The organism is Rhodococcus sp. KRD175 (assembly GCF_017168275.1).
Taxonomy (GTDB): domain Bacteria; phylum Actinomycetota; class Actinomycetes; order Mycobacteriales; family Mycobacteriaceae; genus Rhodococcoides; species Rhodococcoides fascians.
Genome location: NZ_JABFAQ010000017.1, coordinates 12,967 through 31,427, shown reverse-complemented (window position 1 = coordinate 31,427; position 18,461 = coordinate 12,967). Strand labels below are relative to the sequence as shown.

Genomic DNA, 18,461 nt, shown 5'->3' with positions numbered 1-18,461 from the left:
AAACTCACCGGCTAGTCGTAGAGAATCGCAGTTCCCGTCTGTCGCAACTTCTCCAAACCTTCACGAAACCGGCTCAGGTATTCGGGCGAATGCCCGACCCACTCGGACGTCTCCTCGACGATGCGTACCGGTTCCGCGCTGCGGTAGGAATGAGTCGGATTGCCGGGGAACTTCTTGTCGGTGACGTTCGGATCGTCCTCGACGCTGCCGGTCGGCTGCACGATGTAGACCCGAGGACGCCCCTCGCCGACGGCCATCTCGGCCGCGAGCACGGCACCGTCCAGCACCTTGGTCATGTAGATGTAGTTCGAGATGTGCTCGGGACGGTAATTCGAGCGATAGCCGGGAGACAAGTAATCGCCGGCCTTCAGATCGGCCTTCGTGCCATGAAAATAACTTTGGTCGCTCCGCAGGCTGCGCTCCTGGGAGGCACCGGACTCGTGCACGCGAAATCGCTCCAGTGTGTCGGCCATGTCTGCCATAGAAATTCCTCCGTGTCGGTAGCCGGAAGAGTGTGCACCACCGACTGGGTCTTGCCGCAAGCCCCCAACTCAGCGATAAACTGAAGGCAACGCAGGCGAGCACCGCTCAGGATTTCCGCTCCCCGGGGCGGGCACCGACAGTCCCGACGCGAATCTGGATATGGCCTCCGCGGACAGCGCGGGCCGAAAGATCCTGCAGCAGTGGCGTCATCGCCGTCCACGGATGCGCGTCGATATCCGACCCTCCGAGTCGACACGCAAGCTTGGCAAGCGGGGCCCAAGCAGCAGCTCGTCCGACGGGCCGCTGCATGTCGACGACGGCCACCACTCCGCCCTCGCCAGTGTTCGCGATCATCGATTCGAGCGCCGCCTGCCATGGCGTCATCAACGACAGCGCGTAGGTGCTCAACGCCGCATCGAACGGGACCTGCTCCCCCAGATCGGCGGACGTCAGGGCGGTGGCGTCGGCGGGGATCAATGTGACATTCATCCACCCCGCGCGGGCAGCTCGAAGTCGCGCCTGTTCGAGCATCTGTGGGCTGGCGTCGATTCCGGTGATCGAGCCGGTCGGGCCGATCATCCGCTGCAACCCGGCGAAGTTCAGCCCCGTCCCGCAGCCGAGGTCCAGAACATGGCTCCCCACAGGCAGATTCATCAGCTCGAACGCCGCGTCCCGCCCGGCTCGATACACCGGCCATTCGGCGGAGATCACGTCATACAGGCGCGCCGAGAAGGTGTACTTGGTCGGTCGTCTCATCTCGGGTCTCTCCAAAGCGCGGGCATAGTGGGAGGTATGGGAATTCGTCGTTCGTCTTCGAGTGTGCCCGAGAGCCGCGCCGACGTGGTCGTGGTGGGCGGCGGTACCGCCGGCATCGTGGCGGCGAAGACCGCGGCCGGCTTCGGCGTTCGCGTCGTGTTGATCGAACGGGACCGCACCGGCGGCGACTGCCTCTGGACCGGATGCGTGCCGTCGAAGGCCCTGCTCGCGGCGGCCTCGGTGGCTGAGACGGTTCGATCCGCGTCCCGGTTCGGCATCAACACCGAGCCACCGCGCGTGGATTTTGCACGCGTGATGCAGCACGTGCACGGGTCGATCGCCGAGATCGCGCCGATCGATTCACCGGAGGCACTCACTGCGGCCGGGGTCGACGTCATCAGCGGTGACGCCGTGTTCACCGGTCCGAACACGGTGAATGTCGGCACGCGGATGCTGCATTTCGGTCAGGCGATCGTGACCACCGGCGCGCATCCCACAGTGCCGGCGATCGACGGCATCGAGCACGTGGACTACCTGACCAGCGACACCCTGTGGGAACTGACGGACTTACCGCAGCGACTGCTGATCGTCGGTGCCGGATCGGTGGGTTGCGAAATGGCGCAAGCATTCTCGCGTCTCGGATCCGACGTTACCCTTGTCGGACGGTCAGCGACTATCCTTCCCCGCGAGCACCCTGAGGCCTCGTCGATACTGACGCAAGCACTGGCGGACGAGGGCGTACGCGTGCTGACCTCTACCGCAGTCGTGCGCATCGGCGACGGTTCCGCAGTTACCGACTCGGGCGTAGACATCGCTTTCGACCGGGTCCTGATCGCCACCGGGCGGACTCCGCGCACCGCGTCCCTCGGCTTGGACACGGCCGGTGTGGAAGTGGACGACAACGGATTCGTTCAGGTCGACGAGCATCTGCGGACCACCAATCCCCGCATCTGGGCGGCGGGAGATCTCACCGGCCATCCGCAGTTCACGCACACTGCCGGTGTGCACGGCAGTCTGGCCGCGAGCAATGCTGCACTCGGCCTGAACCGAAAGGTGAGTACGACCGGAACTCCACGGGTGACGTTCACCGATCCCGAGATCGCCTCGGCCGGAATCGATGTGCGAACTGCAAGGGAGCGTGGTTTGCGGCTGCAGATCCTCGACCACCACCACGTCGATCGCGCCGTCACCGAAAGAGCAACGAACGGGTCGACGACGCTGATGCTCGACGCCAAGCGTCGCATCGTCGGGGCCTGCGTTGTGGGACCGCGGGCGGGCGAGACGATCGGGGAGCTGATCATCGCCATCGAGCAGGGTTTGCGTACTCGCGATCTCGCCGGAGCCACGCACCCGTATCCGACCTACAACGACGGACCGTGGAACGCGGCGATAGCGGACGTAAAGGCGCAGTTAGCTTCTCCGGTGATTTCTCGAGCAACGGCCGCACTGGCGAAGGTGCGCGGCGCGTGGATCAGGAAAGCGCGCGATACCCGGCAATGATCCGCTGGGTGGAGCTCACCGCGACCACCGCCGCCCACACCACGGCGATCTGCCAGGAGATACCCGGCAGCAGCAACCAGAGACTGTGCACCGCAATGGTTTCAGCACCCTCGGCCAATCCCCCGAGGAACGACAGCGAGCGGCCGTCGTCGATGGTGCGACCGGTGCGTTCGGCAATCGAGGAGAACGCAAGAAATGCGGTGCCGTTGATGTAGTACGCCAACAGCACCAGCAGGAACGGCCACCAGGGGGCGTCGTACGCGGCCGAGGCACCGACCGCAACGCCCACCACGGTCGTTCCGTAGACCACGAAATCGGCGGTGATGTCGAAGAATCCGCCGGCACCGCCCGTAGTGGAACGCCTACGCGCGAGAGGCCCGTCCAGCCCGTCGGCGATTCGGGAGACGATCCACAATGCCAACGCGAGCAGCCAGAATTGCAGGCCCGCGGCCAGTGCACTACCGAGGCCCAGTACGAGTCCGGCAGCGGTGATCCGATCCGGGGTGATCGAGGAACGGTCGAGCGCGCAGGCACAGCGATCCAGCGGGCGTTCGAGGTGGCGGCGCAGAAAGCTGTCTATCATTCGGTGGCTCCGGTCAATCCGAGACGTCGGGCCAACAGAGCCGAGCCGGCCGCGATCGCCAGCACGGCAAGCAATGCGATGGCAAACGGCCATGACAGCGGCGACGTCCCGTAGGCACCGAGCGCGGTGTAGGCGACGGTCGCGGGCACGATCCCGATCATGGTGCCCACCACGTAGTCACGTTGCCCTACGGCACTGACTCCGGCCGCGTAGTTGACCAGGGAGAACGGCAGCGGCACCAGGCGCACGAGCAGTACCGACAGCAATCCTCGTCGTCCGAGCATGGCGTCGAGCCGGCGGAGCCTGTCCCATTCGGTGCGGGCCACCTGTCCACGGCCGAGCGCCCGCGCTCCCCAGTACCCGAGATATGCCCCCGCGGTGGCAGCGAACACCACGACGGTCGCGCCCACCGCCAACCCGAACAGCAGTCCCGACGCGATGGTCAACGTGCTGGCGGGGAACGGGGTAGCCGACAGGACGGCATAGAGCACGACGAACAACGCGATGCCCCAGGGCCCGGCCGACGCCACGCGATCGCGGATGAACGACGGATCGGGAAGATCGACGGTGCTCAGCACGATCACCACAGCGATGACGATCACGGCAGCCGCGAGCAATTTCAGGGTCGTGCCGCGGCGACTACGCGTCGGGCGGTCCTGCGTCACGGTGTGTGCCTCTCGTCCGACGGTTCACGATCCATTGTGCACACGGCCGGTCTGCCCGCGTGTTCAGCGGTTGTCGCATTCGACCGATTACGGTGGTGAGGGCAGCGTCGACGACGGCTGCTTCGGTTGATCTGGAGGGCCCACGGTGATTCGTTCAGTACGGCGCGCAGTGACGATTGCCGCGAGCGCAGGGCTGCTGCTCACCGCATGCGCGGCACCATCATCGGAGGCTCCGCGCGCCGAGAACTTGTCCTGGAGCGAGATCCAGGAGCAGGCGCAAGGACAGACGGTATCGCTGTGGATGTACGGCGGCGACGAGCAGGGCAATGCTTATGTCGACGACGTGCTGACGCCCGCGGCGGCCGAGGAAGGCGTCACGCTGCGCCGGGTGCCGGTGGAATCGACGACCGATGCCGTCAACCGCATCCTGTCCGAGCGGCAGGCCGGGGTCACCGACGGCGAAGTGGATCTGGTGTGGGTCAACGGCGCGAACTTCGGCACCGGTAAGCAGGCCGGGGCGTGGCTGTGCGGTTGGACGCAGAATCTACCGAACATGGAATTCACCGATCCCGAGGATCCGCTGTTACTCGACGACTTCGGCACTTCGGTCGAGAACTGCGAATCACCCTGGCACAAGGCTCAATTCACGTTGGTTTACAACGCGGCTGCCATCCCCGATCCGCCGACGACATTCGACGGCGTGCTCGACTGGGCTCGCGCGAACCCGGGCCGCTTCACCTACCCCGCTCCCCCGGACTTCACCGGCTCGGTGTTCGTGCGTGAAGCGTTGACCAATATATCCGGAGGCGTCGACGAGGTTCCCGCTCAGTTCGATCAGGCCTCCTACGATCGCCTCGCCCCGGCATTGTTCGACCGATTGAACGAGCTCGCCCCGTCGCTGTGGCGCGAGGGAACGACGTATCCGCAGTCCTCCTCCGAGCTCGACGCCCTCTACGCCGGTGGCCAGGTGGACATGACGATGACGTACGGCCCCGCGACCCTCCCGAAACTTGTCGCCGACGGCACCTTCCCGCCGGAGACCCGCGTCCTGACTCTCGACGAGGGAACCGTCGGGAATGCGAGTTTCCTTGCCATTCCGTCGACGTCGGGGAAGTCGGCCGCGGCGCAGGTGGTTGCCAATCTCGCGTTGTCGCCCGAGCAACAACTCGCAAAGGCGACGCCGGAAGTGTGGGGCCAGTTCACCGTGCTCGATATCGACCGATTGCCCGATGACGCCCGCGCCAGGTTCGAGGCGTTGCCGAGTTCGACGGTTCTGCCGTCCTACGAAGAGCTGTCGGCCAACGCGCATCCAGAACTGTCAGCCGACTGGGTCTCGCCGGTCGACGAGGGTTGGCGTCGAAGCGTGCTCGCCGGTCAGTGAGCGCGTCCACGAGGAGCTTTCGCGGCACAGCGGCGGTACTCCCCGCCGTCGTCTTGGTCGTTGTCGTCGTCGGCGGCGGTCTCGGAACCGTGGTGCTGCAGAGCCTGGGTCTGATGCCTTTCGTCGGAACCCCCGAACTATCGGTCGACGCGTACTCCGCTCTGGGCGGTGACCTATGGCGCTCGGTGGTGCTGACGCTGTCGATTGCCGTCGTCTCGACGGCATTGGCCACGGTGATCGGGCTTGCCGCGGCACTGACGGCCTTGTCAGGTGGACGCACCCCGCTGGTCGCTGCCGGGTTGACCGTCACGGTTCCCCACCTGATCGGTGCCGCGGCGATGGCATTGCTGTTGGCAGATTCAGGGATGCTGCCTCGTATTCTCGGCATGACCGACGGCGGCTGGCCGGAGTTGGTCGGTGGGAAGTGGTGGATCGCCGTCGTCGCCGAATATGCCTGGAAAGAATCGGCTTTCGTGGCCGTTGTCGTGGCCGGGACTCTCGCCACCCGAGTAGCTGCATTCGACGAGACGGCCGCGACCTTGGGTGCCGGACGGTGGGCTCGGCTCCGTTTGGTCACGCTGCCGTTGGCTCGGCCCGCGCTGATCGCATCGGCGGCCATCGCGTTCGCCTACACGGTCGGCTCGTACGAGGTAGCCCACATTCTGGGTCGCCCGTATCCGGAGCCGTTGTCGGTGATGGCGATTCGTCTGTTCACGTCGATCGATCTTCAGACGCGTCCGCAGGCAGCTGCTGCCGCGACGATCGCCACCGCTCTGACGGTGGCCGTAGCCGCGGTGGCGCTGCACTATCTGCGCAGATCGGCGGCGTGGAAATGAACAGGGTGGAAGTGAACAGGGTTCTTCCCGCTGTCGGCAGGTCCGTACTGGTCCTGTGGTTCCTGTTGCCGCTGATCCCGGTTGTCTTGTGGACCATCAGCAATCGCTGGTCTTTTCCCGGCTCGGTTCCGCAAGAATGGGGATTCGACGGCGTCCGTAGCGCCCTCGATGCCGGGGGCGTCGATGCTTTTGTGCGGTCTACCCTGCTCGCTCTCGCCGTCGCAGTCATCGCAACGCCATTGGGCGCGTTGGCCGCTCGCGCACTCGTGAACGGTTCCGTGCGTTTCCCCGCTTTCGTGGCCGGGGTTCTCTTCGCTCCGTTGGCCCTGCCCCCGTTTGCCGTGGCGTTGGGACTCGATGTTCTGGTGCTGCGCTCGCGCATTCCGAGCACGGTGGCGGTGATCGCGTTGCTGACGGTCGCGGCGATTCCGTACACGACGTACCTGATGCGAGTGGCGTTCGGCGCGTACGACATCGGCTACGAGGAAGAAGCTCGGACGCTCGGTGCGTCGAGTGCCATGGTGCTGCGACGGATTCGCATTCCCCTGTTGGCTCCGGCATCGGCGGGGGCGGCGTTACTCGCGTTCCTCGTGGCGTGGAGCGACTACGTGATCACTCTGCTGATCGGTGGAGGCAGACTGGTCACCGTGCCCATTCTCGTTGCCTCGTTCGCTGCCGGGACCGGTAACGACTCGGTGGTGGCGGCGCTGTCGGTTGCCGCCCTCATACCGCCGTTGTTGCTGGTGCTCATGCTCGCTCGGCTGCGCCGTAGGAGTGCACGATGAGCGTCGAACTGTCCGTTCACGGGCTCACGAAAGTGCATGCCGGTCAATCGGTTGCGGCTCTGAATTCGTTGGATCTCACCGTGCCACCGGGATCCTGCACGGCGATTCTGGGGCCGTCGGGTTCGGGCAAGAGCACTGCACTGCGGATCATCGTGGGACTGGATTCACCCACTGCCGGCACGGTGCAGATCGACGGACGCGAGGTGAACGGCGTTGCGGCAGAGAACCGCGGCGTCGGGATGGTGTTCCAGCGTCCGATGTTGTTCCCGCACATGTCGGTACTCGACAACATCGGCTTCGCCTACCGCGCTGCCGGGGAGAGTCGCAAGCGTTCGCGCGAGCGGGCCCGGGAGTACCTCGAACTGGTGCATCTCGGCGACATCGGGGGCCGAGCGGTGTCCGAGGTGTCGGGCGGGCAGGCCCAGCGGGTGGCGTTGGCGCGCTCACTCGCCGGTTCACCGCGAGTGTTGTTGCTGGACGAGCCCTTCAGTGCGCTGGACCCGGTGTTGCGCACCGAGATGCACGACCTGGTGCGCGAATTGCGTTCGACGTTGGATCAGACTCTGCTGCTCGTCACCCACGATCAGCAGGAAGCGGCGGTGCTCGCCGATTCGGTGGCGGTGCTCATCGACGGTCGATTGGAGCATCACTCCGATATCGCAACGGCCTACACGCGTCCGAGCACGTTGGCAGTGTCGCGACTGATGGGTGGGATGAACGAAATCGGGGGGCAGTGGGACGGGGTTGGGGTGCATCGCTCCGAGCTCGGGGAGCTGGAGGTCGAAGGAGTCTCTTTGCCGGCTGGGCCTGCCGTGCTACTGCTTCGACATGAGTTGATCACTTTGAATGACAACGGGATTCGTGGGGTCGTGTCGGGCATACGGCCCACCGGTTTTCGCAGCATTGCGGACGTCACCGTGGGCGCGACGACCGTGAAAGTGGAGTTGGCAGCGGGATCTGATGTGCGGGTCGGGGACGCCGTGGGATTGCAGATTCCGGGTGGGGCGAGGTTTGTCACGGGTTGAGGTCGAAGATGTGGCTGTTCGCAGTTCTCGCACTCCGGAGCCGGCCGAAGTCCCCATACCGCTGAGATGGTCGGCAGATCGGGCGTACCGGTCGCCGTGAGGTGAAATAGCTACCCTTGTGGTGTTCGATCCGACGTGTCGCAGGCCGGGTCTTCGAACTCGGTCGTCAAGGCTCGCGATCGAGGTCTGACCGTTCTCGCAGCCGTCTTTCCGCCTGTCCGATCCTCAACGGCTGTTCGAGTGGAGTTGTGAGCTGACGGCTCGTAGCGAGGACAGGTACGCGAACAGGGCGTTGGCCGCAATGACGCCGACTGCCAGCGACAGCGTTGCGGGCAGGCCGATCGGACCCACGAGGGCTCCGGCGAGGCCGGCACCGATGGGTTGTCCGCCCCACGCCAGCATGCGGGCCGTGGTGTTGACGCGGCCCTGAAGTTCGTCCGGGGTCACCAAGTGGCGGACGGTGATGCCGTTGATGATCACCGTCGATGCTGCTGTTTGGAAGACGACCAACGCACACACTCCCAGCACCGGTACGGTGGCCAGAATCCACACGCTGATCGCGCCTGCTTGTACGAGCAAACCGGCGATGGCGATCGTCCCAGCTGTGAACTTTCGGGACAGGCGCGGCAGTAATGCTGTCGAGATCAGGGTTCCAACCCCGAGGGCTGCGAAGAACAGACCCAGCTCGCCGCCGTCCTCGTCGACACCGTACCGCTCGACGGCGGTGACGACGAGGAGGCCGGTCATGATGCCGCCGGCAACACTGTTGCCGGTCCCGATCAGGGTGAGCAGGCGGACAAGTGGGTGACCGTAGATGAAGCGCACCCCGTTGCCGATATCGCGCCACAAATGGGGTTGTTCCGTCCGCGGCGCGGATGTGGGTTCACGTACCCACAGCAGTAGGATCGCGGTCACTGCGAACGTGGCCGCGTTGAGGGCCAGCGCGGCGAACGGCGAGGATGCGGCAATAAGCACACCACCCAATGCGGGCCCGGCCATAGTGATGACCGTTGCCATCGCAGTTTGTCGCCCGACCGCGTCGGCCAGTCGAGCGCGTGGCACCAGTGAGGGCAGCAAACCGAAGCCGGCGGCGTCGAAGAACACCATAGCGGCGGCGCTGACGAACGCTGCAACGAACACGTGTGCCGTCGACAGAGTCGCCATCCAATACGCAGTCGGTATGGATGCCGTTGCAGCGCATGCGGCGAGCGCGGTGACGACCATCGTCGGGCGACGCCGCCAGCGGTCGGCAACGGCACCGGCGAACAGCCCGAACAGCAGGTACGGTGCCGATTCGACAGCGGTGAGAAGCGCAGTGGCTGCGGCACTTCCGGTGGTGCGGTAGATGACGAGCGGAAAGGCTACCAACGCGACGGCAGTTCCGAACCAGGCGACGGTGCGCGCGAGCACCATCAACCGGAACGCGGACCCCAGCGGCGTCGGAGCGTTCGTCGAGCTCACTTGCCGAACACGTTGTCCGCGGTGTTCTCGATGGCGTCGACGATGCGGACTCCGGCAGCCTGGAAGTCGGCTTCGTTCTGCGGGTACACCCGGGAGTTCCGCACCGCTGGTGAGTTCGCGAGCAGAGCCGATATATCTGTCACGGCGGTCGCGGCGTCCGCTTCCGATCCGGCGTATTGCACCAGGACGACGTCGGGTGCAGCGCTCAAGGCTGCTTCGGGGGTGATTTCGGCGAAATTGCCGTCGAAGTCGGCGAATTCGTTGGTCATGCCGAGTGCGTCGACCACTGCGCTGTAGTAAGACCCACTCAAGGCGTAGAGCTTGCCGTCGAAGCTCTGGACAACCGCTGCCGACAGCGGCGCACTGTCGGTGTTCTTCGCTCGTGCTGCGGTGACGCGATCGCGCAGCGAGGTCACGACCTCTGCTGCTTTGTCCGGGACGCCGTAGATGGTGCCGAGGTTGTCCACGTCGGTGTAGACCGCGTCGATTGTCGTGGGCGCGGGCGTGTTCTGGCAGTATTCGCCGAGGACGTAGAGGTTGCCGCCTGCAGCGGTCAGGTCATCGGAGCTTGCCGATCCTTGGCCGCCGAGTTGCCCTTGGTCGTTGGACAGGAACAGATCCGGTGAGGCCCCGATAAGGAATTCGCGTGAGGGTGCATAGTCGTCGGTGTTGGAGGTCAGGCCCGAGAATCGGTCGAGTCCGTCGAATGCGTAACTGCCGTTGGTGTATCCGATCGCGCTGTCGGCGACGCCGAGTGCATCGAGCGTGGCGATGACTCCCGGAGCTCCGAGGAGTACCCGCTCGGGTGGGGCGTCGTAGGTGTAGTCGACGCCGCAACTGGCCACGGTCACCGGGTATGCCGAGGTGCCGCTGTCGGTCTCGGTGCCTGCGGCAGTGGGTTCGGCCTGTCCGCTCGAGCAGGCGGACAGTAGGAGAATGGTTGCGGCGAAGCAAGTTCCGGTTCGTACGGCGATCTTCATGGTTGGCTGCTTTCGGTGCGGGTGTCGAAATTGGGTTGAGTAGCGGTGCAGCTCGCGGTGGATGGGCGGTGCGAGGTGGCGGGTCCGAAATGGACGCAGCGTCGGCCGGTGATCGGGTTGACGGCGATGACCGAGTCGACGCCGTAGACCTCGCGAAGCATGTCCGTTGTCAAGACGTCGGTGGGAGTTCCGTGGGCGACGAGGGCACCGGATTTCATGACGAACAGGCTGTCGCAGTAGGCGGCAGCGAGGTCGATGTCGTGTAGTGCGACAACGACGGTGGCTTCGGTTGCGGTGAGCAGTTCGAGGAGGTCGAGCTGCGCCGAGATGTCGAGGTGATTGGTGGGTTCGTCGAGGATCAGTATCGGAGCTTGTTGCGCGAGGGCCCGAGCTACGAAGACGCGTTGCCGCTCGCCACCGGACAGGGTCGAGATCTGACGGTCGACGAGGTGCGCGATCCCGGCGGCCATCACGGCGGCGTCCACTGCGGCGACATCGACCGCGCCGAAGCGTCGCAGACCGGTGTTGTGCGGGATGCGTCCGAGTTCGATGATCTCCCGTGCGGTGAACTCGAATTCCGGTGAATCGTCCTGCAGGACAACCGCAGTCCTGGTCGCCGATTCACGAGCGCTGAGGCGGCGAAGGTCGTCCTCGCCCAGTACGATCGTTCCGCCTGAGGGCATGAGGGCCCGGTAGAGCGTGCGCAGCAGCGTCGACTTTCCGCTGCCGTTCGGTCCGAGAAGTCCTACAACCGAGCCTGATTCGGCGTGTATGACCCCGTCGGTGAGAATCTTGGCACCGTCGATGGCGACGGCGACACCCTGTGCGCCGAGTTTCATCGAGCCCTCGCCGTCCGCCCGGAGGAGACCAGCAGGTACAGGAAGAACGGAGCGCCGATGGCCGAGGTGACCACCCCGATCGGAAGTTCGGCGGGGGCGCGGAGCACGCGGGCGGCGATGTCCGAGAGCGGTAGGAAGCATGCGCCGAGCAGTGTGGCGGTGACGACGACGCGGCGGTGATCGGCACCGACGAGCAGACGCGCTATGTGCGGGATGACCAGGCCGACGAACCCGATACCGCCTACTTCGGCAACGATGACGCCGGTCAGGACCGACACCACCACCATCAGCGTCATTTGGAATCGCGCGACGTCGATGCCGAGGGAGTAGCCGAGGTCGGTGCCGGAAGCCAGGGCGTTCAGGCGGGCACTGTTCCACATCAGCCACGTCGTGGCCGCCGCAATGACGACCGAGGGCAGCAGCAGGCTCGCCCACGATGCTCCGGCGATCGAACCGAGACTCCAGAACAGCACGCGCTGAGATTGATTGGGAGTGGCGATGGTTTGAAAGAAGAACGTGAACGAGGAGACGAGGTACCCGACGGCGACCCCTGCCAGCACGAGCCGGGTCGGTGTCCATTGCCCTCCGCGGCGGGCGAGGACGAACACCAGCGCGAACGCCAGGAGGCCGCCGATGAAGGCTGCCGCGGACAGCGATACGCCGCCGAGTACCCCGGTGCCGAAGACGATGACGATAACTGCGCCCAGGCTCGCGCCCGGCACGATTCCGATCAGGTAGGGGTCGCCCAACGGGTTACGTACAACGACTTGGATGACCACGCCCGCTATCGCCAGACCCGCGCCGACGACGATGGCGAGAATGGTGCGCGGGACGCGGACCTGCCAGACGATCTGATCGTTGACCGGTGTCGAGGTGTGCGTGCCCGCCATGCCGAGGTGTTGGGCGACCGAGCCCCAGATGTCTCCGAGTCCGATGGTGACAGCGCCGATGCTGACCGACGCCACCGCGATGACCACGATGGCGACGCCCGAGATCGCCAGCAACACGCGAAAGCGTTGGGGCGAGGCGAAGGGCGGTGCGCCCGTGCTGCGCACCGCAGTGGCCGGCGATCGTTTCATCAGGTCTACATCCCGGCAGCTAGTTGTTAATGACAATCAGTGTCGATACAGTAGCGAACACAGTGCGGAGACGACACCTCGGGCTGTGCGTACTGGTGAAGGAGCCGACCCTGATGCATACGGAGATCGCGTCTCTCAGGGAGATTCACGATCGGCTCAACGGCGCAGTCGATCCTGCGCCGACTCAGAGACCCATGAATCGAAACGGTGCCTCGATTCACCTCCCGAAGCCACGCACACTCGACTCGCCGTTCACAGCGCTGGTCCATGCCCGGCGTTCGCGGTACGACTTCGACCCGAGTGGCGAACTGAGCGTGGATTCGGTCGGAACCCTGCTCGGTACCGCGCTCGGACTCGGACGCCGGATCGAGGCCTACGGCGACCGCGAGTACCCGCTGAGCGTGGCACCGACCGCAGGCGGCCTCCGCACCCGCGACACGTTCCTGTTCGCAACCCGCATCGCCGGCATCCGGCCGGGGATCTACCGATACGACATGGCCGATCGTTGTTCGCACGCACATACCGAAGTCTTCGCAGCCGAAACTCGCTGCGATACCCCGATACCCCGATACCGCAATCGGTTGGTCAGTTATGAACACCCTGAAACTAAGCTGTTCCCATGCCCGCCGGACGCTTCGCCCCCAGTCCTTCGGGCGATCTGCATCTCGGCAATCTACGAACCGCACTACTGGCATGGCTCTTCGCCCGCTCCACTGAACGTCGTTTCGTGATGCGCGTCGAGGACCTCGATCGCGTGAAAGCCGGCTCAGAGCAACGTCAACTCGACGACCTCGCGGCAATCGGCATCGACTGGGACGGGCCGATCATGCGGCAATCCGAGCGTCGGGAAATCTACGACGCCACGATTCGCACGCTCACCGCCGCCGGGCTGACGTACGAATGCTTCTGCACGCGTCGGGAAATCCTGCAGGCCGCGTCGGCTCCGCATGCACCCGACGGCGCATACCCGGGGACCTGCAGAAATCTGACCGCTGACGAGAAAGCAGCCAAAGACCGACCACCTGCCATCCGATTGCGCTCGCAGACAACCGAATTCACCGTCGTCGATCAGCTGCACGGTCTCTTCCGAGGCCAGGTGGACGACTTCGTCCTGCGTCGATCCGACGGTGTACCCGCCTACAACCTCGCCGTCGTCGTCGACGATGGCGCGCAAGGCGTCGACCAGATCGTCCGCGGCGACGACCTGCTCACGTCCGCGCCGCGGCAGGGCTACCTCGCTCAACTCTTGGGCCTGACCCCCGCGACGTACGTCCACGTGCCCCTCGCTCTGAACGTCGAGGGCAAGCGCCTTGCCAAGCGCGACGGTGCCGTCACGTTGCGCGAACGGCCCGATGCGTGGGCGCTCATCACCGGCTCCCTCGGCATGCCGGACGTGAAGAACGCCGAGGAACTGCTCGAACAGTGGAAGCCGAGGCTGGTGCCGCGCGAACCGTGGGTGTTCGACCCCTCGATCGTCTGACCACGAACCGATCGAGATCACGTTGCAACGCGACAGAACCCGACTCGAGGACGAATCGGACGTACAGTGACCGCGACAAACTTATCCCGAGGGAGAAGGACACCATGACCTCAGGCGGCTACGACCCCGACAAGGATCCACAGAACCCCGGTGGTTATCCCCCGCCGCAGGGCGGCGGCTACCCACCACCCGGCAACTACCCACCACCCGCGCAAGGCAACTATCCGCCGCCTCCGTCGTTCGGTAACTCACCGATGCCGACGCAGCTGTCCGTGGGAACGGCCATCGGCTACGGCTTCGAGAAGTTCAAGCAGAACGCACTCGTCTGGGTCGGCATCGTCCTGATCGCCGCGGTCATCCAGGTCGTACTGAACTACGTGTTGAGCTCCAACAACATCGTCTTCAGCTTGATCTTCAGCGTCATCATCGGTGTCGTCTCACTCCTCATCCAGGCGGCACTCGTTCGCGGCGCTCTGCATGAGGTGGACGGGGTCAAGCCCGCGTTCGGGTCCTTCTTCCAGTTCGGCAATGTTGCCGCCGTCATCATCGCCGGCATCCTCGTCGGCATTGCAACCAGCATCGGCTTCGTTCTGCTGATCATCCCCGGCATCGTCATCACGTTCTTCACGTGGTGGACCTTCCAGTTCGTCATCGACCGCGGCGACGAGCCGATTCCCGCCATCAAGGCCAGCGCGCAGGCAATCGCGTCGAACGGCGGGACCCTCTTCGTCCTCGCGCTCGCCCTGGTCGGCATCAATATCGTCGGCGGCCTCCTCCTCGGCATCGGCCTGCTGGCGAGCATTCCGATCACGATCATCGCCGGAACCTACGCCTACCGCGTCACGGTGCGTGGCCATGTCGCCTGACCTGTAGTCCGCCTCGATGGGCGCGCATCCCACCCCGGGATTCGCGCCCATCGTCGTCTCGGTGCTTGGATTGTCAGGTGACTACTACCCAACACACCGCCCCTGACGGCGGCACCGAGTCTGGGCAGGCCACGTTCGCTCACATCAGCCGGGGCTACTACCCCACCATCGTCGCGTTGTTCGTCGCGACGCTGCTGATCTCGAATGTGGCCGCCAGCAAAGGTGTCGCCTTCTTCGCCTCGTCCGACGTCATGCTCGGACCGTTCCAAATCCTGCCGATCAATACCGACGGCGCATTTTTCCTCTTCCCCCTCGCCTACATCCTCGGCGACGTGCTCAGCGAGGTCTACGGCTTCAGAGCCACGCGCCGGGCGATCTACCTTGGCTTCGGCTCCCTGCTGCTCACGTCCGTGTGCTTCTGGATCGCCATCGAACTCCCCGCCGCCTCGTTCTACGAGAACCAGGCCGCGCTCGAAAGCGTCGTCGGCGTCGTCCCCCGACTGGTCCTCGCCGGTCTCGCCGGCTACACCGTGGGGCAGCTCCTCAACTCCGTCGTGCTGGTCAAGATCAAGGAACGCACCAAGGAAAAGCACCTGTGGGCGCGACTGATCGGCTCGACCATCGTCGGCGAATTCTTCGACACGCTGATCTTCTGCTCCATCGCCGCCGGAGTCATCGGCATCACCACGTGGACCGACTTCATCAACTACGTCATCGTCGGATTCCTGTGGAAGACACTGGCAGAGGTCATCGTCATGCCCATCACGTACCGCGTCATCTCGTACATCAAAAAGCGCGAGCCGTCGTACCAGGATCGCTAGAACGCGACCCATTCCGTACTCAGATCGAAGTAGCGCTCCCGGGCCGTCTCGAACGTGGCGACGGCCCGGGTGCCCGGCCAGTCCTCCGGTGTCATACACGGCGGAAGACCCGGGTCGACGTAGGGAATGACGCGCCATTCGTCGAGCAAAGGCACGAATGTGACAAACGCATCGCGCGGGTTCCGCGCCGGCGACCCGCCGTCGAAAGCGTCGAGAAATGCCCGATGCCGATCAGCGATGCCGGCCAGCTCCCACCACTGCTCGGCACTTTCGCGCAGCGTGCCGGGAGGCGCGACCTCGGACGCGACGAACGTCGTGACGTACTGCGACAACTCCAACGCGTCGACGATGGCAATGGCCTCCGCCGCCAGATATTCGGGCGCGATCCACAATCCTGGTGAGACTGTGCCACAGCCTATTCCGGTGAGTCGTCGCCTCAGCTGGTGGCGCGCCGCGCGTTGCGTCTCGGGAATGGTGAACGAGATCAACCGGAATGGATCGCCGTCGGCCATCCGCCGGAAGCCGAAGATCCGACCGTCTCCCCGAGCGAACATCGCATCGGCCTGCTCGGTGATCCGATAGCCGGTGCGGCCCTCTCGATTAGCTGATTCGACGACGCCCTTCTTCTTCAACCTCGTCACCGCAATGCGCGTGCTTTCCGGTGGCACTCCCAGCGTGTCCATCCAGACGACGAAATCGGCGATGGCAAACCACCCGCCGAGAGGCCGAACGTAGGCTCCGAGCACCGTGCGCACCAAAGAGGTGGCGCTACCTGGACGAGACTCGAAGTCGTCGAGGATGGCCCCGGCGGTGCTAGGCGCGGAGTTCGTCACGAATCGCCACGATACCCAGGTACACCTCGCGGTACGAGGTACTCAGTGGGCTCAACCCCAGCCGAATACCCTGTGGTGCGCGGTAATCTGGGATGACACCCTGCTCCCACAGCCGAGCAGTGATGGCCTTGAAATCTGGGTGGTCGATGGTGACGTGACCACCGCGCCGATTCGAATCCTCGGGTGAGGCGATCTCCACCCCGAGCGGTACCAGCATCTCACGCACGAGTTCGAGGGCGTATTCGGTGAGCGCAACGGACTTCGCACGGATCGCGTCCATGCCCACCTCGGCGATCATCTCGATGGTGTCCTGCATCGCGATCATCCCGAACACCGACGGCGTACCACTGATGACGCGTCGAATGCCCTGTGCCGGAACGTAACCCTGCGCCATCTCGAACGGATCGGCCCGGCCCATCCACCCCCAGATCGGCTGCACGAAGTCGGCCAGAAGATCACTGCGCACGTACGCGAAGGCCGGCGATCCCGGACCTCCGTTGAGGTACTTGTAGGTGCACCCGACGGCCAAATCGACTCCCCACGAATCGAATTCGAGCGGCACCGAACCGACGGAATGGCACACGTCCAACAGCATCAGTGCGCCGGCTTCGTGCGTGATACGCGTCGCCTCGGCCACGTCGACAAGGAAGCCTGACCGGTAGGCGACGTGGGTGATCACCACCAGGGCGGTGTTCTCCCCCACCACCTCGGCGAGTTGTTCCGGTTCGATGCCTCCGCGGCGGTCCGTCTCGATCCATCGCAGGGTCATATTCAACTCGGCCGCAATACCTTCGAGCAGGTATCGGTCGGTCGGGAAGTTGTCGCGGTCGATGATGATCTCGGTGCGGCCGGGCCGCATGGCGATCGCCGCCCGCGCCAGCTTGTACAGCAGTACCGTCGTCGAATCGCCGATGGTGGTCTGCCCGGGCGCGGCCCCGAGGGTGGCGTCGGCCAGGGCGTCGCCGATGGTGACGGGGAGGTCGAACCACTGCTCGTCCCAGCCGCGAATGAGGCGTCCGCCCCAGGCGTCGGTCATGAAGGCATTGATGCGTTCGACGCTCGCCTTGGTCGGCCGGCCCAGCGAGTTGCCGTCGAGATACGCGCTGATCGACGGGTCGTCACTGCCGAGGAACTTGTCACGATAGCTGCGGAGCGGGTCCTTGTTGTCGAGTTCGACTGCACGTTCCATCATCGGCCGATTTCCGTTCTCACAGCGAGTAATTCGGGAAAGAACGTGAGTTCGAGTGCTTTCTGCAAGAACCCGACGCCACTCGACCCTCCCGTCCCGCTCTTCATTCCGATGGTGCGCAGCACCGTGCGCATGTGGCGGAATCGCCAGAGCTGGAAGTTCTCCTCCAAGTCGACGAGCTCCTCGAATGCCTCGTACACCGCCCAATGTTCGGTGTGGTTCTCGTAGACGAACTTGATCAGCGGCATCAGGTCCTCGTTGAACGTGTATGCCGTCGCGACATCACGGTCGAGGGCCGATGCCGGTACGTCGTATCCCTGCCGTGCCAACGACCGCCAGAAGGCGTCGTACAGGCTGGGCTCGCGCAACAGAGTCGAAAGCATCTCATGCGCAGCAGGATCGGACTCGAAGACCGTCAGCATTCCCGGATTCTTGTTGCCCAGCACGAACTCCACGGCCCGGTACTGATACGACTGGAACCCCGAGGAGTTGCCGAGGAAGTCGCGGAACTGGGAGTACTCCGTCGGGGTGAGTGTCGCCAGCACCGACCACTGCTCGGTGAGCGTCTTCTGGATGTGCTTCACCCGGGCCACGCACTTGAGTGCGGTACCGATGTCGTCGGCATCGAATGCGGCTCGCGCGGCAAGGGTCTCGTGCAGCACCAGCTTGAGCCACAGCTCGGTGGTCTGGTGCTGGATGATGAACAGCAGTTCGTCGTGATGCTCGGGGGTGCTCACCGGTTTCTGAGCGCTGAGCAGCGTATCGAGGTCGAGGTAGGACCCGTAGCTCATGCGGTCACTGAAATCGGTGACGACGCTCTTCTCGATATTCCGGGTGTTCGCTTCGACGCTCATGGATCGTCCTCGAGGTGGTGGGCTGGTGAGATCAGCGTATTACAT

19 protein-coding genes are annotated in these 18,461 nt (G+C 64.6%); 8 read left to right on the top strand and 11 right to left on the bottom strand.

Going from position 1 to position 18,461, the window contains the following annotated elements; all coding sequences use genetic code 11:
• Positions 1-11 precede the first annotated feature (11 nt).
• On the bottom strand, positions 12-473 hold the full coding sequence (arr, locus tag J1M81_RS22900) for an NAD(+)--rifampin ADP-ribosyltransferase (RefSeq protein WP_206498910.1): 462 nt from the start codon (positions 471-473) through the stop codon (positions 12-14).
• Positions 474-588: 115 nt separating this feature from the next.
• Positions 589-1,239, bottom strand: coding sequence for a class I SAM-dependent methyltransferase (locus tag J1M81_RS22895; RefSeq protein ID WP_206498909.1), 651 nt, complete (start codon positions 1,237-1,239; stop codon positions 589-591).
• A gap of 36 nt (positions 1,240-1,275) precedes the next feature.
• On the opposite strand from J1M81_RS22895, the gene J1M81_RS22890 reads away from it, so the two are divergent.
• Entirely contained in the window at positions 1,276-2,739 is a 1,464-nt protein-coding gene (locus J1M81_RS22890; RefSeq protein ID WP_206498908.1) for an NAD(P)/FAD-dependent oxidoreductase, read from the top strand.
• On the opposite strand, the gene J1M81_RS22885 is transcribed toward J1M81_RS22890, so the two are convergent.
• Positions 2,711-3,322 carry a CDP-alcohol phosphatidyltransferase family protein gene (locus J1M81_RS22885; protein WP_206498907.1) on the bottom strand — a complete coding sequence of 204 codons (612 nt, stop codon included), beginning with the start codon at positions 3,320-3,322 and terminating at the stop codon, positions 2,711-2,713. The two genes, J1M81_RS22890 and J1M81_RS22885, sit on opposite strands and share 29 nt — an antisense overlap.
• Positions 3,319-3,987: a TVP38/TMEM64 family protein gene (locus tag J1M81_RS22880; protein WP_283348102.1), complete on the bottom strand. Its 669-nt coding sequence runs from the start codon at positions 3,985-3,987 to the stop codon at positions 3,319-3,321. Before J1M81_RS22880 ends, J1M81_RS22885 begins: the two co-directional genes overlap by 4 nt.
• A gap of 145 nt (positions 3,988-4,132) precedes the next feature.
• On the opposite strand from J1M81_RS22880, the gene J1M81_RS22875 reads away from it, so the two are divergent.
• Genes J1M81_RS22875 through J1M81_RS22860 form a run of 4 tightly spaced genes read left to right on the top strand, consistent with a single transcriptional unit; the run spans position 4,133 to position 8,014 of the window.
• Positions 4,133-5,368 carry an ABC transporter substrate-binding protein gene (locus J1M81_RS22875; protein WP_206498906.1) on the top strand — a complete coding sequence of 412 codons (1,236 nt, stop codon included), beginning with the start codon at positions 4,133-4,135 and terminating at the stop codon, positions 5,366-5,368.
• The gene (locus J1M81_RS22870) at positions 5,365-6,204 is read left to right on the top strand and encodes an ABC transporter permease (RefSeq protein ID WP_206498905.1); all 840 of its coding nucleotides are present in this window, start codon (positions 5,365-5,367) and stop codon (positions 6,202-6,204) included. The genes J1M81_RS22875 and J1M81_RS22870 overlap by 4 nt, the downstream gene beginning before the upstream one ends.
• On the top strand, positions 6,201-6,989 hold the full coding sequence (locus tag J1M81_RS22865) for an ABC transporter permease (protein ID WP_241258399.1): 789 nt from the start codon (positions 6,201-6,203) through the stop codon (positions 6,987-6,989). The genes J1M81_RS22870 and J1M81_RS22865 overlap by 4 nt, the downstream gene beginning before the upstream one ends.
• The gene (locus J1M81_RS22860) at positions 6,986-8,014 is read left to right on the top strand and encodes an ABC transporter ATP-binding protein (RefSeq protein ID WP_206498903.1); all 1,029 of its coding nucleotides are present in this window, start codon (positions 6,986-6,988) and stop codon (positions 8,012-8,014) included. Before J1M81_RS22865 ends, J1M81_RS22860 begins: the two co-directional genes overlap by 4 nt.
• A gap of 225 nt (positions 8,015-8,239) precedes the next feature.
• Here the strand turns inward: J1M81_RS22860 and J1M81_RS22855 are convergent, their stop codons facing one another.
• From J1M81_RS22855 to J1M81_RS22840, 4 genes are read right to left on the bottom strand one after another with little or no spacing between them, the layout of a single operon-like run.
• Positions 8,240-9,475 (bottom strand): MFS transporter, encoded by a 1,236-nt coding sequence (locus tag J1M81_RS22855; RefSeq protein WP_052061285.1) that lies wholly within the window; start codon positions 9,473-9,475, stop codon positions 8,240-8,242.
• A complete protein-coding gene (locus J1M81_RS22850) occupies positions 9,472-10,455 on the bottom strand; it encodes an ABC transporter substrate-binding protein (protein WP_032399314.1) in 984 nt (327 codons plus the stop codon). The genes J1M81_RS22855 and J1M81_RS22850 overlap by 4 nt, the downstream gene beginning before the upstream one ends.
• Positions 10,452-11,294 (bottom strand): ABC transporter ATP-binding protein, encoded by an 843-nt coding sequence (locus J1M81_RS22845; RefSeq protein ID WP_080736359.1) that lies wholly within the window; start codon positions 11,292-11,294, stop codon positions 10,452-10,454. The genes J1M81_RS22850 and J1M81_RS22845 overlap by 4 nt, the downstream gene beginning before the upstream one ends.
• Positions 11,291-12,373, bottom strand: coding sequence for an iron ABC transporter permease (locus tag J1M81_RS22840; protein WP_080736360.1), 1,083 nt, complete (start codon positions 12,371-12,373; stop codon positions 11,291-11,293). The genes J1M81_RS22845 and J1M81_RS22840 overlap by 4 nt, the downstream gene beginning before the upstream one ends.
• A 619-nt stretch (positions 12,374-12,992) precedes the next feature.
• Between J1M81_RS22840 and gluQRS the strand changes: the two genes are divergently transcribed.
• From gluQRS to J1M81_RS22825, 3 genes are all read left to right on the top strand, one after another.
• Entirely contained in the window at positions 12,993-13,853 is an 861-nt protein-coding gene (gene gluQRS / locus J1M81_RS22835) for a tRNA glutamyl-Q(34) synthetase GluQRS (protein WP_032399315.1), read from the top strand.
• A 104-nt stretch (positions 13,854-13,957) separates the two neighbouring features.
• Positions 13,958-14,719 (top strand): hypothetical protein, encoded by a 762-nt coding sequence (locus tag J1M81_RS22830; RefSeq protein WP_206498902.1) that lies wholly within the window; start codon positions 13,958-13,960, stop codon positions 14,717-14,719.
• Between the two features lie 77 nt (positions 14,720-14,796).
• Entirely contained in the window at positions 14,797-15,540 is a 744-nt protein-coding gene (locus J1M81_RS22825; RefSeq protein WP_032373944.1) for a queuosine precursor transporter, read from the top strand.
• Here J1M81_RS22825 and J1M81_RS22820 read toward each other — a convergent pair.
• The 3 genes from J1M81_RS22820 to J1M81_RS22810 are packed head-to-tail and all read right to left on the bottom strand — an operon-like array spanning position 15,537 to position 18,416.
• Entirely contained in the window at positions 15,537-16,373 is an 837-nt protein-coding gene (locus J1M81_RS22820) for a PaaX family transcriptional regulator C-terminal domain-containing protein (protein WP_032373943.1), read from the bottom strand. The two genes, J1M81_RS22825 and J1M81_RS22820, sit on opposite strands and share 4 nt — an antisense overlap.
• Positions 16,354-17,562 (bottom strand): kynureninase, encoded by a 1,209-nt coding sequence (locus J1M81_RS22815; protein ID WP_032373942.1) that lies wholly within the window; start codon positions 17,560-17,562, stop codon positions 16,354-16,356. Before J1M81_RS22815 ends, J1M81_RS22820 begins: the two co-directional genes overlap by 20 nt.
• The gene (locus tag J1M81_RS22810) at positions 17,562-18,416 is read right to left on the bottom strand and encodes a tryptophan 2,3-dioxygenase (protein ID WP_032399316.1); all 855 of its coding nucleotides are present in this window, start codon (positions 18,414-18,416) and stop codon (positions 17,562-17,564) included. The genes J1M81_RS22815 and J1M81_RS22810 overlap by 1 nt, the downstream gene beginning before the upstream one ends.
• Positions 18,417-18,461: the final 45 nt, after the last annotated feature.

Coding starts and splice junctions, on each gene's coding strand:
- arr (WP_206498910.1), bottom strand. CDS start 473: ATGGCCGACACACTGGAGCGATTTCGCGTGCACGAGTCCGGTGCCTCC.
- J1M81_RS22895 (WP_206498909.1), bottom strand. CDS start 1,239: ATGAGACGACCGACCAAGTACACCTTCTCGGCGCGCCTGTATGACGTG.
- J1M81_RS22890 (WP_206498908.1), top strand. CDS start 1,276: ATGGGAATTCGTCGTTCGTCTTCGAGTGTGCCCGAGAGCCGCGCCGAC.
- J1M81_RS22885 (WP_206498907.1), bottom strand. CDS start 3,322: ATGATAGACAGCTTTCTGCGCCGCCACCTCGAACGCCCGCTGGATCGC.
- J1M81_RS22865 (WP_241258399.1), top strand. CDS start 6,201: ATGAACAGGGTGGAAGTGAACAGGGTTCTTCCCGCTGTCGGCAGGTCC.
- J1M81_RS22860 (WP_206498903.1), top strand. CDS start 6,986: ATGAGCGTCGAACTGTCCGTTCACGGGCTCACGAAAGTGCATGCCGGT.
- J1M81_RS22850 (WP_032399314.1), bottom strand. CDS start 10,455: ATGAAGATCGCCGTACGAACCGGAACTTGCTTCGCCGCAACCATTCTC.
- J1M81_RS22845 (WP_080736359.1), bottom strand. CDS start 11,294: ATGAAACTCGGCGCACAGGGTGTCGCCGTCGCCATCGACGGTGCCAAG.
- J1M81_RS22840 (WP_080736360.1), bottom strand. CDS start 12,373: ATGAAACGATCGCCGGCCACTGCGGTGCGCAGCACGGGCGCACCGCCC.
- gluQRS (WP_032399315.1), top strand. CDS start 12,993: ATGCCCGCCGGACGCTTCGCCCCCAGTCCTTCGGGCGATCTGCATCTC.
- J1M81_RS22830 (WP_206498902.1), top strand. CDS start 13,958: ATGACCTCAGGCGGCTACGACCCCGACAAGGATCCACAGAACCCCGGT.
- J1M81_RS22815 (WP_032373942.1), bottom strand. CDS start 17,562: ATGGAACGTGCAGTCGAACTCGACAACAAGGACCCGCTCCGCAGCTAT.
- J1M81_RS22810 (WP_032399316.1), bottom strand. CDS start 18,416: ATGAGCGTCGAAGCGAACACCCGGAATATCGAGAAGAGCGTCGTCACC.